Here is a 13,102-nt window from a genome sequence, read left to right as displayed (position 1 = left end):
CCTATGAAAATTTTAGTTTTCGAGTTGACACATAACGGCCTGACACCTGATCCGCCTTCGGCGGAAACACTGAAACCATGTTTCTGTTCTTTTAACGATCTGCCTCAGCTGTTTTTTAGCATCTCATCAAACCGATCCCTGCTTTGAACCAGCGCCTGGCGGTCTTCTGAAAATATTTCCAGCGTGGCCGTATCATCGTAGCCGCATTTTTTAATAGCCTGCGCAATTTTGACAAAATCGATGGCACCGCTGCCCAGGGGGATATGATCGTCCCGCTGTCCGAAATTATCACTGACATGCAGATGGCCGATACGAGGGCCGAATTTTTTGATAAACCTTAAAATGCGACGACCGCTCTGGGCACCGATATTGGCATGCCCGGTGTCCAAGGTGAGTTTAAGATCCGGAAAACGCTGCATGATGTCGACAAAATCATCCGGCTCAACAAACGCCCGGCATCGGGGAAACATGTTCTCCAGACACACACAAAGCCCGAGGGCTTGTGCACGCTCGATGATGGCCGCCAGACTATGGTTGCAATGGGCCAGTGCGGTTTCCATGACATAGCTTCCCAATCCCCCAATGTGGCCAGGGTGCAAAACAACTTTGCTGGCTCCCAGCTCCGCTGCGACTTCGAGCGAGTGAAACATCTCCTGCAGCGATGCCTGCCGAATACTGTCGGTGAGATCGGCAGTGGATACAAAGGTCGGCAGATGGCAGATGACGGACATGTGCTGGGCTCTGAGCACACCGACGATTTCCGGTAGTTGTTGCCGCAGGGTACTGTAGTGGGCCTGGGGCGGGTCCATCGTTAATTCCAGATAATCAAATCCCAAATCAGCAATATCCGTCAGTTCATCGATGATCGGTTTGATCGGAAAATTCATTGCGCCGTATTGCATCGGCCCTCATCCATTCTTTTGATGGCTTTTGAGCCCCGGTATGTGCGTTTTTCCGGGGAGAGTCAGTAACATCTGCCGGACTCAGGTGTTGAATCGTCGAATACTAAAAGCGGCTGGATCGATATGCGGTTCATGTCCGGTAATGATTTCTGCCACGAGCTTTCCAGTGCTGGTGGCCATGGATATGCCCGACATCCCATGACCGGTGGCGATGACCAGATTCGGGTGGTTGGGGGCGCGATCGATGATCGGAAGATCATCATAAACCATGGGGCGCATGCCGACCCATTCTTCCATCGACGTCTGATCAAGGGGCTCTTGCAGGTATTCTGAGGCGGCAGCTGTCAAATTTTGAATTCGCCGGGTATAAATTTTGGAATTAAAGCCTGAAAATTCCATGGTGCCGCCCAACCGAAAACCGCTATTCCAGGGGGTCGCCACAACACTTTTTTCATAAAAATAGCACGGAATCTCGGGGCAGGCTGCCGGCCGGGGCATCGTCAGGCTGTACCCTTTGCCGGGTTGAACCGGCAGGTTCAGGTTTAATTGCCGGGTCAGCTGTGGCGTCCAGGCACCGGTGGCCAGTACATATGTATCCGCCGTAAAAGAACCACCGGTCGTCTGCGCTTTTTGAATATGCCGATTTTCGGCAACCAGGGTGTCCAATCGGCAGTTTTCTTCAAAGGCCACGCCCTGTGCTTTTAAAACCTGCTGCCAGGCCGGCATCAGCCTGTCCGGCCGCAGATGGCCATCTGTTTTATGCAGCCAGGCACCATAGAGGTCTTTGCGCAACGCCGGCTCCAGGCGAAAGAGCTCGTCACCGGTCAAAGATACGGCATCATGACCATACGGCTTTAACAGAGGGTTGATCGTGCCATATTTTTGCATCGCCACCTGTGATTTGAAGATCATCAGAACGCCTTTTTCTTCCCAATCACAATCAATTGACTCCTGTGTGAACAGTTTTGAAAACAGCGCTCGTGAATGGGTTAATATTTGTTCTCTGGCGCTGATGGCGTGGGTCAGGTGGGTGGGGTTGCATTTTCTGGCGAAATTAAATAGCCACAAAAACCGTTTCATATCCAACGCCAGCTTAATGTAGAGAGGGGACTGTCCCTTCAGCCAGCGCTTTGTTTCCTGGCGGATGGTTCCCGGGGCGCACAGCGGCACCAGATGGCTGGTCACAACTAAACCGCAGTTGCCATTAGAGGCGCCGGCGCCGATCTGATCCTGTTCCAACAGACGGACCTTTTGGCCGGTTTTGGCCAGATAATAGGCGCTGGCCAGCCCGATAATGCCGCCACCGATAACCAAAACATCACTGTGTTTTTCCATGCTTGACACACGCTCCTGCTGATTGGAATTTTTAACCATATGAAAATGGGGCCGATGTGTCAACTCAGACCGATGGCGGTTATCGATGCCGTCTTGGGATATTATCCATAAAATATTCGGCCATACAGGTGACGAATGGTTAAAAGACGGTTATATTGTGCACATTAAAATTGCGGACCATCATCATGAAAGGATCGACTTATGAAAAGAAAATCAATTTTCAGCTTGGTTTTACCCGCGCTGCTGGTTTTGATGATCGGCGTTTTGGGTCTTAGCCTGCCGTTATCGGCCACAAGCCCCGCTAATTCAGATATTGAGCTGTTGGGGATTATGGATCCGGATGATCGCAGGCACATTTGGGCGCTGCCGGCTGAAGCGGCCGCCGGTATCAGCAGACAGCTGGCTGCCAAATATCCCCGAAAATTAATCGATGGTGTCAATTTTTACAGGGTGCGTTCATGGCGGGATACGGCCCATGTAGTGATTGAGGCCCATGCGCAGCAGGGGGTTTTGATTGTCGATTTAATCCACCAGATGGAGCGGCTAAAACGATCCGGCAGCGACCGAAAGCTGACACGCCGTGTTACAGCACTGGAAAGACGGATAAGCGAAGCCCTAGATCCCAGTAATCCCTGACGGGTCCATCCCGCAACCGTCCATCTTCGGGTGCGGACACAATGAATATAATTGAAAAACACCTACAGCTTTTTCTGTTACTGTACATGCTGATCGGTGGCTTCCTCTTTTACCTGATGAGCATTACCGCTGATATGATTTTTGTGCCCACCATCGAGCAGCACGAAGAATTTTGTGAAGAATGGACCGAACGGGCATTCAGATGGCATCGTGCAAAGGATTGTGTGAAATTTAAAAGCAATCTGGAAAAACTCAAATATCAACACAACAAGCGGATGGAAAAACGATTGGACCGCAAAGTCCTATTTCTTTTTTTGCTGGCCACCGGTGTCACATATTTGTTGATGGTGCTGCGACCGACCCTTTTTTTCGAAAAGGGCAATTACCTAAGATACACGACCGGTATTATTGCAACCGCGATTTTGATGGGTGTGGTGCTGGGATTTATGATGCCCATTATTTACCAGGCATTGCTGCCTGCTCCCTCAGAGTGGCTGCCGCAAGAACTAATGGAAATCCGGCGGGCGCGAATCGAGTTGATCCTCAATGAAATTGCGGAACGGGTGCAGCTGGCATCACAGGAGGGCACAGGGCCTTAGGATGATTTGTTCTAGCGGGGACCGATAAACGAACGCTTCTCATCCATAAAATCAATTGCCTGTTGCATTCTGCGATCGTCGAGCGGAAACATGGGGTTTCTGAAATTTTCGGCAAAGGCTTCTTGCTGCGATTCATTTACTCGTCTGGACAGCGGCGTGTAATACAAAGCCAATTTCATGTTATTTCTATCTTCAAAGGTTTTCAGTTTGATTTTTGTCTTTTTCGTTTTCCATTGGTAGGTGGTCTGTTGCGCGGGTCTGCCCATGGATATGCGGGGCACACCGAATTTACTGTTGAAACCCCTTCTGAGATGGCTGAACACCTCGATGGTTTCAATATTGATATAAACAGCAAAAAATCTATTGCTATAGGAACCGTAAAGCACATCCGGTATTTTGACGTCATCGATGGTGAACACACGCTGCGGATTGGCAAAATAAGTGACATTCAAATTTTCGCCAACCTTTTTAAACCCGCCTAGCTCAGACAGGTTGGCTTGCCATTCGATTCCAAAAAAGCCATCTTTAAGTTCAGCGGCATAGACATGGCTGCCGATTGCCGGACACCCAACCACAATCCATATTAGAAAAATTGCCTTACGCATGGGTTACCCCTCTATGAATGCCGAAATAGGACCAATCAGATGTGTTTAAAGTATCGCCTTTCAAGCAATTAGTCAAATATAACCGACACCTTTAAATTCCATTTTTGCCAGATCCTTGGCCGCGCTTTAACGGACCTCAACACAGCGAGGCTGTGTAATGATGGATGGCTTCAGGTGCAAGTCCGGTTTAGCAAAATTCCTTCTGCAAGGAATAAAATGTGAAAGCGATAAAAGCAGGATAGAACGTCATCAATCCTCATCGCTTTTTTCGTATGAACCCCTTGGTATGTTACTTTATCCTCCTGACGACCATGGTTCATCCGCTGGCTGCCAAGCAACTAAAAATTGCAATTATACTGGCTGCCGTTGCGCCTGGTGCTGGTATGCAAAATGAGGTGAGATTCAGGTTTTGAGGAGTTTTTTCTTGGCGATCAGAAACTCGTCACGCGTAATGAGGTCTTTTTCAAGCATGTCGGCCAATCTTTCCAGTTCACGGATTTGAAGCGTGTCCGGATCTTCCAGCTGATGCTGCGGATCTGAGATTTCTGCGGGGTTATGTTCAATTGCCATTGCGCCGCCAGGCTGACTGACCTTCAAGGAGGCCATTCCGCCTAGAAACCGAACTTCAACATTTCTGTTTTTAAAAACAGCAGATTTTTCGATATCCTTAAGCGTCTGCCGGCCTTTGGTTTTAATAAAGTGGTAGCAGAAAAATCCAGAGGCGATGAACACAGCTGTTAGCCCCAGAAATATCCAGAGCATATATTGAGAAACACCGCGGAAAAAAATAATCACAATCCCCAGGCCAATAATGAACAGCAGGTGTAAAAATAAGACAAGATGCGCCAGCAATATGCCTCTGAAGAGTTCTCCGCTTTCTTTTTTCATGTGGCTATGTCCTTGGGCAGTGATGCTGTAGTTGATTGCGACTCATCTAGTTAGCGCTGTCGATTTACTTTTAGAAATCGGTAGCGGTCGGCTGATAGCACGCCGATATCACGTACCTGCGTCTCCTGCAGGATGCTCAAAGAGACCTTCACACCGGCGGGCCCTGTTGCCCAGATCTGCCGGAAAAACTGCGCCAGTCCTTTCACCGGTTTTTGGTTTACCGCCACAACGATGTCACCGGCCTTTATACCGGCTTTTGCAGCAGGGCCTTGCGGCGTTACCCGAATGATGAAAACGCGTCCATGCGTTTCACTCGCATGGACGCCTATCCAGGGTTGAGGGGGTCCTGAAGAACGCCCTGTTTCAAGCAGATCTGCCAATATCGGTTTGAGAAGATCAATGGGAACCGACATATTGCAGGGAATGACGCCAAGTCCCGCGATATTGAGTTGGGTAAAAATGGATCCGATTCCCAACAATTGTCCCTCACGGTCAATTAAGGCGGCACCACCGTAATTGGGATAAGGCGGGCTTGTGTAGATGGCATCTTCAAGCAGATATTCCCAATAGCCCGCAAATTCACTGCGCGAGACAACCCGTGAGCCCAGAACCGCTTCTGAGCCACCGAATCCGGCGATCAAAATCGGATCGCCCGCTTTCAACCGGTCGGACTGACCCAGTCTAACGGGGTCGATGAACATCGGTGCTGACGCCCTTATAATGCCAAAACCGGTTTGATAGTCATACGCCACGAAATCGGCTTTGATCGGATCGCCATTCGTTTTATAGATATCAATGGTTTCAGCTTCAAGGATCAAATACCCGATGGTGAGGATGTGACCTCTCTCATCAATGACCACACCATTTCCTTCGCGTGCGGTTCCCAGAATCTGAGCCGTGTAGGCATCCTGAGGGACGGTGGCTTTGATCTTGACGATTGCTTTAAGGATATCGGCAGGTGTTTGCTCAGCGCAAACAGTAGCACTCAAAACCAATATACATACAACAAATAAAGATTGGCTTATTATTTTTTTTTGCATGATCCAACTCCATTACTGCACTGGGCGCCTGAAGTCAGCCTGCGGATACACCATGAGCTATAGATAGAACTTGAGGCCATAGCGGTTTTCTTAGCGGGTCTTTTTTGAGATCAAGACACCACAGAAGACAGTGCAATATGTCGTCCTAATTGCAACATGGTTCGTCACCTACCAATATAATCCCATGGAATCGTTTTGCAAACAAGTGCCTCGAGAAATGCGCAAGTGTTAGTTGGTATTAATGAGGTGTTCAATATTGCGTGTCTTCCGAAAAGACGCTATATTAAATATTTATTACTGACTTTTTCTGATTTATGAATCAAAAATGGATAACGCCGGTTCGTTTGCGTTTAGGATGAAAGGAAAAAAGATAATGGATTTTGAGCGTTATTACCTTGATTTATTTGACATGTTGAATTCCTGCTGTAAAAAAATTGCATCCGGCAAATACGACAAAGAAGATTCAGAACGGCTGTTTGAACTGTCAAAGAAAGGCCGGTATCCGAGTATCCTGGCAGAATTGGCCGAATCTTTCGGTATGATGCTGGTTAAAGTTGAAGCCCGTGAATTTGAACGGATTGAAATTATAGAAGAACTTGAAACCGCAAAGTCTAAACTAGAGGATTATTCAAAGAAGTTAGAGAAGGAAATCCAGGAGTGCTGTCCGGAAGAATCTCGTAAAACCTAATTTTGTTGATCATATCGTCTGCTTTTTTAAATTGCGGTCCAGCTCGGGGGAAATATGGAACTGTCACGCCAAAAGGCCCTGGTTTTGCTCCTGATCGCCTTGTGCGGATTGATGCTATTTTCAAATGAGCGTGTGAGCGCCGGAAAGCTATCTGAACAGCTTATCAGCGCTGCCGAACTGGGCGAAATCGATACCGTAAAAAAAATACTGGAAAAGGGCGTACCGGTGGAGGCAAAAGATTTGGATGGTTGGACCGCCCTAATGAAAGCCACCTACGAAGGCCACGAAAATATCGTCCAAGAGCTCATCAACCGGGGTGCCAGCCCAAACGCCCAGGAAAACGCTGGCTGGACATCGCTGATGATGGCAGCCCAGTTTGGCTACCGTGAAATCGCTAAGATATTACTGCAGAACGGTGCAAAAATTGAGACTCAAAACAATACCGGTGCCACTGCCATCATGTTCGCAGCCTTAAACGGCCATCAAGGATTAATTCAAGACATGCAAGCCCCGCCTGAGTTTATCAATCTTACGGACCGAAGCGGTAAAAGTGCGCTGATTTTTGCAGCGGCCGGTGGATATTCTGAGGTCGTTGAGCAGTTGATTGCGCTTGGCGCCGATGTAAACCTCAAAGACAAGACCAATAACACGGCTCTGATTTTCGCTGTTCAGCGCGGCCATGAAAAAGTGGTTCAAATCCTGCTGGAAAACTGTGCTGATGTTCGCGCTGTCGACGATCAGGGCAAAACAGCTTCCAAGTGGGCTGTGGAAAAACAATATACCGGCATATTTCAGCTGCTGGTTACCGCACCACCCTGCAACTAAAAATCCATCGGAAAAGGTTCAGCCCGTTTGCCCGAAAAAATAAAATCCGATAGCATTCCATACTAACGGGCTCAATCCGCCGGAGGCGGACTCAACCGGACAACCCGCAAAGATGGATTTTATGGTGGACTTAAGATTACTCTTTGCGGACAAAAATAAAGTCTCCGCCCTCATGACCGGCTTTGCGCAGATCGGAATATTCCGGTGTCTGATCTGAGTTGAGCATTACCGGGCGCCGAATGGTGCTGAAAAGTTGGGTGGCGTCCATTATGCTGGTATTCTCCAGTAACGCGGTCATAAAAGCGGATGCAAAAACCGAATGATGACCGCTGCCACCGCTGTCTACAACCGGCTCCAGTCCACCCGATGATAAAACCGATCGGGCTCTTTTGTTTGAAATGCGGTAAAGGTAGTCCCGTGATTTTTTAATCGTATGCAGACCTCTGGCCAGCTTGCCAGCATAACAGCTATCGGCTACGATGAGCACATGTTTCGCTTTCATCCCCCTTAACATCGTGGTGATAGATGAATTTGACACCCAATTAACGGTGTTCGCCAGTTGGGCATCAATTGGTAGCCAGTATCCTTCATCGCCCTCTCTGTCCAGCCAACCATGGCCCGCATAATATATTAACAGGTTATCTCTTGCGCTTAATTGTGACCTGAGGCGGCTAAGTGCTACCAGAATCTGGCTGCGATCCGCATCTAAAAGCAGTTGAACCTGAAAGCCATAATGGCTTTTCAAGATACGGCCGACATCATTGGCATCGCTTTTAGCAGTTTGCAGCTTGGGTAAATGTTGGTAGTCGTTATTGCCGATGACCAGGGCGTGATAAGTGCCGAAATCAATTTTTTGTGCCGCAACCGGTGAATCCGATTGTGGCAGTTTTATTCGTCCGCTGGCTGAATAATCACTGCTGGGGCTTACGGGTCTTGCTTTTTTTTGCACTTTGTCAACAAACAGACCGGTGATGAAATATTCGATCTCACTGTTTTTCGACCGTCGGGCAAGCTTTAGTGGTGTGGTGTTCTGCAGATCGCGTGCCCTGTAATCGGCACCGTTTTGAATTAAAAATTTGACCACTTCCAGGTGGCCTTTTTGAATGGCCTCATGTAAAGGGGTCCGGCCGTAAGTATCCCTGGCATTGACATCAGCACCTTTGGATACCAGGTATTGAACCACTGCCAGATGACCATATTCGGCAGCAAAGTGAATAGGCTTGAAGCTGAATTGCCCGCTGGCGTTTACATCGGCACCCTGATTGATTAGGAATTTGACGAATTCCAGATTCCCGTTTTTGGCGGCCACATGTAAAGGGGGGCTACCATTGACGCTTTTGGAATGGATGTTCGCACCATTGCGAACCAATAATCGTGCAATATCATACTGCTGATTAAACAGTGCATTTAGCAACGGGGTAATGCCATAAGTGTTGGCCGTATTGACATTGGCGCCGGCCGCTAACAATTGTTCGGTAATATCCGCATAACCATTGTAAGCAGCAATCTGAAGGGCCGTATCCCCGATCCGGTCGATGGTGTCCGGGTTCATCCCGTTTGCCAGAAGGTATTTAACAATAGGCGCATGTCCGTATTCAGTTGCCAGATGCAAAAGAGTCTTGCCATTTTTATCACGCATATGCCTGGCGCCGCCGTAGCTCATTTTTAACTGCAGCTTCACTTCGTCCAGATTGCCGCTTTCAACGGCTTCAATCAGCGGATCCTTCATAGAGCCGGTTGTGGTGCATCCGATAAACAACAATAAGATCATCACCAGCCCGCACCCTATATTTAACAATTTCATTTTGGCCCCCTGGCTGAAAAAGAATAAGTTGCTATTTTTCGGGTATTTTGTATCTCTTATGTTTTACTTTGACAAAGTATTTTTCGTCTTCACACTCCATCAAATCCGAGATTTTCAGAAGCCCGCGATCGGTAAACTTGATGGTTTCTGTGCCGTGCTTCATATACAGGCTGTCCTTTTTAATGAAAAGGCTTTTCGGTTTTAGTGCGATCTGGTTATGCGTATTCAGGATCAAGGTGGGTTCAGGGTCTTTGACGAAGTCTACTGCGAACAGTGCCGTGTCTTCGTAATAAAAATAAACCTTTTCCAGAATGTTGTCTCTTTCCTGGTAAAGGTAATATCCCTGGGCGTCTTTTCTGATGGCGGCATGAAAATAATCGATGATTTTTTTATGCTCAAACTCCCCGTGTGCATTGTGCCAGCGCCCGTTTTTATCCAGCCAGAATACCGCTTTTTCCTTGGGGATCACAATTTCGGTGCGTTTTTTGTGCATATTCCGACGCCAGATTTAAGTTATCTTTTTATCACCAATAGCAACCATCGAATCTTGTCGCATTCTATACAGCGGAGATCTTCTTGACAATTCTTTTTTTGGCTTAATAATCAAAGTAATTTATTTAGAATTTTAAATTTGGATTAACGTTCCTTGATTGCGGGTGTCGCGGCCGGTTATATCATCTGCTCAGACCCAAACGATGCCAGTTAGCGCAAAATAATCAGCTGTCAGGTGCTTGATATTCATTGGGCGGCGCTATATGAGCAAGCGGATTCAGGATGAGTGTGCGCTATAACCCGCACTGCGATGGGGGAATTGCCCCCCTATCTTCATGGTTCTAAAAGCAAGAGATCTTGTGAAGTATGTTTCATATTCAAAATCATTTCAATTTGTTAGATGGGAGCTGCGATGCTTTGCCGATGCTGGATGAGCCGATGGCACCCATATTGCTCTTTAGGGACAGCAGCCGCTTGCTTCGAAAATAGTTGGCGTCAAATAAGGCCGGCAGCCGCTCTGTGCCGGAAACTGTTTGGTTAACCACACAATCATCTTGCGGGGAGGATAATTATGACAAGCAAAAACACAATCATCTTCATCGGCGTTTTGGTGCTGATCTTATTTTGCGGCGGTGTCATTGCCGGCTATTACATCTGGGGGGTCACAGATGGCGAGGAGCGGGATTTTCCGGCACTCCTCAGAGAGGCCGCCCAGCACATTACGGACTTAGAAGCACGCCAAGGCGATCTTGAAACTCAGTTGGCAACTGCGCTTCAAGCGACGCCGGCAAGCGGCGAATCAGAAAAGCCGGCAGAAGTGGCAAAGGTAGAAACACCGCCGGCAGAAGTGGCCAAGGAAGAAACAACGCCGGCAGAAGCAGAAGATGATCGCACCCAAAACCTTGAGATGCAGATAAAATCGCTGCAGGAGGAAAATGCCGCCCTGCAAACGGCCCTCAGCTCCGATAAATCAGCAACTGAGAAAAATTTGGAATTAACCGATCAGATTCAGGCATTGATTGAGGCTAAAAACAGCACGGAACAGGAAAATTCTACCCTGCGTTCCCAGATCGATCAGGTGCAGAACCTGTCTGCTGAAAATGAGCAATTGAAGTCCAACATCTCTCTTTTAGCAGAAACCAATTCCCGATTGGAGAAAGAAAAAGCTGACTTGCAGAAGGTCGGTGGCGAAAATAATCGGCTCCTCGCCGAAAAGCGGGAATATGAAATGCAAGCTCAAGTCTGCGCAAATGAAAAAGCAGAGCTCGAGAAACAAAATGCTGGACTGCAGGCGGCCAACAATCAGAACCAGAATCTGATGGCCGAGAACCAGAACCTTAAGGCAACGATTGCAGCGAATGCCGATGAGATCAATACGCTAAAAGTACGTTTGAATGAGATTCGGGCAATGGCCAATACGAAAGATACCGCCGATACGCAGGGTTCGGCGGCCGAGGCTGAAAACACCCAATAGTCGGTATAACGGGTAAATGGCGCGACCGCACAACCAATGGCTGCTCTCGCCTGATGTATTCCGGTCACAACTTTCAGATATTGGCGTGCATTCAAACGACATTGCCCGATCCGTATAAATTCGAAAGGAGCATCCTATGAATATTTTTCGATACAAGGGCAGTGTGACAATTATCGCGTTGATGATTTTCAGCGTTCAGTTTGGCTTTGCTGCCGGTTTGAGAGATATGGCCAAGGAGGCGCAGAAAACATTGGGCGGATCTGCCAGTGGGCTCAGCAGTGATGAAATTACAGCGGGTCTTAAAGAAGCGCTGCAGGTGGGCACTGAAAAAGCAGTGGGGCTCGTATCCCAGCCGGATGGATTTTATAAGAATCCGGCAATAAAAATTCCACTACCCGAATCCGTCGAGAAAGCAGATAAATGGCTCAGAGCCGCCGGTTATGGCGAAAAAATAGATGCATTCGAATTGAGCATGAACCGGGCTGCCGAGCGGGCAGCACCCGAGGCCAAATCCATTTTCTGGGACGCCATTTCCGATATGAATTTTGATGATGCCCAAAAAATTCTAAACGGACGTGATAATGAAGCGACCCTTTATTTTAAGGATAAAACCTCCAATCGGCTGCAGGAGGTTTTTAAACCCATCGTAAAAGATGCCATGGGTGAGGTGGGGGTTACCCGATCCTACCAGGAGTTAAGCGACAAGATCACCAGCATGCCCTTCGGTAAAAGCGCCAGTTTTGATTTAGATCAGTATGTCACCGATGGGGCTTTGGATGGGCTGTTTAAAATGCTGGCTGAACAGGAGAGGCAAATCCGCACCCAGCCGACTGCCCGGGTTACCGATCTGCTCCAGAAAGTATTCGCCGGCCAATAGGCTATCAAAAGGTTTGCCGGTTGGGCCCGTTTAGGTCGTTGTGCCGGTCCTTGGGGCAAGATGCATTTATAAATTAGTTTTACGTGGCTTGTAAAAACCTGTCGGAATTGTTCTGATAGATTTCAGTCAGTTCTGCGGCACTGATGGTTCGGCGGGGTGTTTTTAGGCATCAACGTGAACATAATATGTCAATGGGCCCAATCCTGATCTTTCAGCTCGTCGATAATGGCGACGACCTTTTCCTGGGCCTCCTCGATTTCATGTGGTTGAACCGTATTGAGCTGTTCAATGGCATCCAGCAGCAGAAATGCCCCGCGTTCCGGCAAACTCTCAAACAATCTGGTCTGAATGCCACCGTCCAGGCGGACAATGACCTTGGCCAGATCGTCGATATTGATAACTTGTAAGAAGCGCTTAACCACTGTATCTTTGAGCGGTTTGATGAGGTCACACAACTCAGTGGCTGATGTTGATGCGGCCGCTTGATCCTTCACTTTGTTCAGATAGATGTCCAGTTTTTCCTTTTCCAGCGGCTCATATTCATCCTTGTAAATGTCATGGCCGGATTCTCCGAGAAAGGACACCAAAAGCTCTTTGAGCAGCTTGGGGTGCATCCCATCCAAAATTCCGATGACGCCTTCAAGAATGATACAGCGCTCCAGCAGATCTTTGCCGGTATAATTGGCAGTAAAGATGTAAAGCTCCAATATTGTTCTGGCCGTCTGGCTTTTGACACCGTCCAAAGCCAGCTGAAGCCCTTTGCGCAGCAGAAAAGATGAATTTTCCTCTGCTTCTTTACCAAATGACAGCAGGCCATAATTGCGGGCACTGGTGGCCAGATGTAGAATTTCGCTGATCAGCGACAGGCACTCTCTTTTTTCATCTTCACTTACACGGATCTGTTGGCAAAACTCAGCATCATAATTCATTTAGAATT

The 13,102-nt window shown here is 48.0% G+C and carries 15 protein-coding genes; 6 read left to right on the top strand and 9 right to left on the bottom strand.

Features of this window, described 5'->3' with window-relative positions; translation table 11 throughout:
- Positions 1-104: 104 nt before the first annotated feature.
- Both QNJ26_21260 and QNJ26_21255 read right to left on the bottom strand, forming a co-directional pair.
- On the bottom strand, positions 105-902 hold the full coding sequence (locus QNJ26_21260; protein ID MDJ0988086.1) for a sugar phosphate isomerase/epimerase: 798 nt from the start codon (positions 900-902) through the stop codon (positions 105-107).
- Positions 903-983: 81 nt separating this feature from the next.
- Positions 984-2,237: an FAD-dependent oxidoreductase gene (locus QNJ26_21255; protein ID MDJ0988085.1), complete on the bottom strand. Its 1,254-nt coding sequence runs from the start codon at positions 2,235-2,237 to the stop codon at positions 984-986.
- Between the two features lie 201 nt (positions 2,238-2,438).
- Between QNJ26_21255 and QNJ26_21250 the strand changes: the two genes are divergently transcribed.
- Both QNJ26_21250 and QNJ26_21245 read left to right on the top strand, forming a co-directional pair.
- The gene (locus QNJ26_21250) at positions 2,439-2,873 is read left to right on the top strand and encodes a hypothetical protein (GenBank protein MDJ0988084.1); all 435 of its coding nucleotides are present in this window, start codon (positions 2,439-2,441) and stop codon (positions 2,871-2,873) included.
- Between the two features lie 41 nt (positions 2,874-2,914).
- The gene (locus QNJ26_21245; protein MDJ0988083.1) at positions 2,915-3,472 is read left to right on the top strand and encodes a hypothetical protein; all 558 of its coding nucleotides are present in this window, start codon (positions 2,915-2,917) and stop codon (positions 3,470-3,472) included.
- A gap of 11 nt (positions 3,473-3,483) precedes the next feature.
- Here QNJ26_21245 and QNJ26_21240 read toward each other — a convergent pair whose 3' ends face one another.
- The 3 genes from QNJ26_21240 to QNJ26_21230 form a co-directional block, all read right to left on the bottom strand.
- Entirely contained in the window at positions 3,484-4,077 is a 594-nt protein-coding gene (locus QNJ26_21240; GenBank protein ID MDJ0988082.1) for a hypothetical protein, read from the bottom strand.
- A gap of 402 nt (positions 4,078-4,479) precedes the next feature.
- Positions 4,480-4,965, bottom strand: a complete 486-nt coding sequence (locus tag QNJ26_21235; protein ID MDJ0988081.1) for an SHOCT domain-containing protein — start codon at positions 4,963-4,965, stop codon at positions 4,480-4,482.
- Positions 4,966-5,015: 50 nt separating this feature from the next.
- Positions 5,016-6,005: a S1C family serine protease gene (locus tag QNJ26_21230; protein MDJ0988080.1), complete on the bottom strand. Its 990-nt coding sequence runs from the start codon at positions 6,003-6,005 to the stop codon at positions 5,016-5,018.
- Between the two features lie 373 nt (positions 6,006-6,378).
- On the opposite strand from QNJ26_21230, the gene QNJ26_21225 reads away from it, so the two are divergent.
- Positions 6,379-6,693 carry a hypothetical protein gene (locus tag QNJ26_21225; protein ID MDJ0988079.1) on the top strand — a complete coding sequence of 105 codons (315 nt, stop codon included), beginning with the start codon at positions 6,379-6,381 and terminating at the stop codon, positions 6,691-6,693.
- A gap of 54 nt (positions 6,694-6,747) precedes the next feature.
- Positions 6,748-7,518, top strand: coding sequence for an ankyrin repeat domain-containing protein (locus QNJ26_21220; protein ID MDJ0988078.1), 771 nt, complete (start codon positions 6,748-6,750; stop codon positions 7,516-7,518).
- Positions 7,519-7,654: 136 nt separating this feature from the next.
- On the opposite strand, the gene QNJ26_21215 is transcribed toward QNJ26_21220, so the two are convergent.
- The 3 genes from QNJ26_21215 to QNJ26_21205 all read right to left on the bottom strand — a co-directional run bounded on the left by QNJ26_21215 (position 7,655) and on the right by QNJ26_21205 (position 10,359).
- Positions 7,655-9,322, bottom strand: a complete 1,668-nt coding sequence (locus tag QNJ26_21215; protein ID MDJ0988077.1) for an ankyrin repeat domain-containing protein — start codon at positions 9,320-9,322, stop codon at positions 7,655-7,657.
- A 31-nt stretch (positions 9,323-9,353) separates the two neighbouring features.
- Complete coding sequence (locus QNJ26_21210) at positions 9,354-9,815, bottom strand: MFS transporter permease (protein MDJ0988076.1); 462 nt, start codon at positions 9,813-9,815, stop codon at positions 9,354-9,356.
- Between the two features lie 382 nt (positions 9,816-10,197).
- Entirely contained in the window at positions 10,198-10,359 is a 162-nt protein-coding gene (locus QNJ26_21205; GenBank protein MDJ0988075.1) for a hypothetical protein, read from the bottom strand.
- A 26-nt stretch (positions 10,360-10,385) separates the two neighbouring features.
- Here QNJ26_21205 and QNJ26_21200 point away from each other — a divergent pair, with 26 nt between their 5' ends.
- Both QNJ26_21200 and QNJ26_21195 read left to right on the top strand, forming a co-directional pair.
- Positions 10,386-11,288, top strand: a complete 903-nt coding sequence (locus tag QNJ26_21200; protein MDJ0988074.1) for a hypothetical protein — start codon at positions 10,386-10,388, stop codon at positions 11,286-11,288.
- Between the two features lie 136 nt (positions 11,289-11,424).
- The gene (locus tag QNJ26_21195; protein ID MDJ0988073.1) at positions 11,425-12,165 is read left to right on the top strand and encodes a DUF4197 domain-containing protein; all 741 of its coding nucleotides are present in this window, start codon (positions 11,425-11,427) and stop codon (positions 12,163-12,165) included.
- Positions 12,166-12,353: 188 nt separating this feature from the next.
- Here QNJ26_21195 and QNJ26_21190 read toward each other — a convergent pair whose 3' ends face one another.
- Positions 12,354-13,094, bottom strand: coding sequence for a FliG C-terminal domain-containing protein (locus QNJ26_21190; GenBank protein MDJ0988072.1), 741 nt, complete (start codon positions 13,092-13,094; stop codon positions 12,354-12,356).
- Between the last annotated feature and the right edge of the window lie 8 nt (positions 13,095-13,102).

Source organism: Desulfobacterales bacterium, from assembly GCA_030066985.1.
Taxonomy (GTDB): domain Bacteria; phylum Desulfobacterota; class Desulfobacteria; order Desulfobacterales; family JAHEIW01; genus JAHEIW01.
The sequence above is the reverse complement of the archived record's forward strand: the minus strand, read 5'-3'. Positions and strand labels throughout refer to the sequence as shown.

Coding starts and splice junctions, on each gene's coding strand:
- QNJ26_21260 (MDJ0988086.1), bottom strand. CDS start 902: ATGCAATACGGCGCAATGAATTTTCCGATCAAACCGATCATCGATGAA.
- QNJ26_21255 (MDJ0988085.1), bottom strand. CDS start 2,237: ATGGAAAAACACAGTGATGTTTTGGTTATCGGTGGCGGCATTATCGGG.
- QNJ26_21250 (MDJ0988084.1), top strand. CDS start 2,439: ATGAAAAGAAAATCAATTTTCAGCTTGGTTTTACCCGCGCTGCTGGTT.
- QNJ26_21245 (MDJ0988083.1), top strand. CDS start 2,915: ATGAATATAATTGAAAAACACCTACAGCTTTTTCTGTTACTGTACATG.
- QNJ26_21240 (MDJ0988082.1), bottom strand. CDS start 4,077: ATGCGTAAGGCAATTTTTCTAATATGGATTGTGGTTGGGTGTCCGGCA.
- QNJ26_21235 (MDJ0988081.1), bottom strand. CDS start 4,965: ATGAAAAAAGAAAGCGGAGAACTCTTCAGAGGCATATTGCTGGCGCAT.
- QNJ26_21230 (MDJ0988080.1), bottom strand. CDS start 6,005: ATGCAAAAAAAAATAATAAGCCAATCTTTATTTGTTGTATGTATATTG.
- QNJ26_21225 (MDJ0988079.1), top strand. CDS start 6,379: ATGGATTTTGAGCGTTATTACCTTGATTTATTTGACATGTTGAATTCC.
- QNJ26_21220 (MDJ0988078.1), top strand. CDS start 6,748: ATGGAACTGTCACGCCAAAAGGCCCTGGTTTTGCTCCTGATCGCCTTG.
- QNJ26_21215 (MDJ0988077.1), bottom strand. CDS start 9,322: ATGAAATTGTTAAATATAGGGTGCGGGCTGGTGATGATCTTATTGTTG.
- QNJ26_21210 (MDJ0988076.1), bottom strand. CDS start 9,815: ATGCACAAAAAACGCACCGAAATTGTGATCCCCAAGGAAAAAGCGGTA.
- QNJ26_21200 (MDJ0988074.1), top strand. CDS start 10,386: ATGACAAGCAAAAACACAATCATCTTCATCGGCGTTTTGGTGCTGATC.
- QNJ26_21195 (MDJ0988073.1), top strand. CDS start 11,425: ATGAATATTTTTCGATACAAGGGCAGTGTGACAATTATCGCGTTGATG.
- QNJ26_21190 (MDJ0988072.1), bottom strand. CDS start 13,094: ATGAATTATGATGCTGAGTTTTGCCAACAGATCCGTGTAAGTGAAGAT.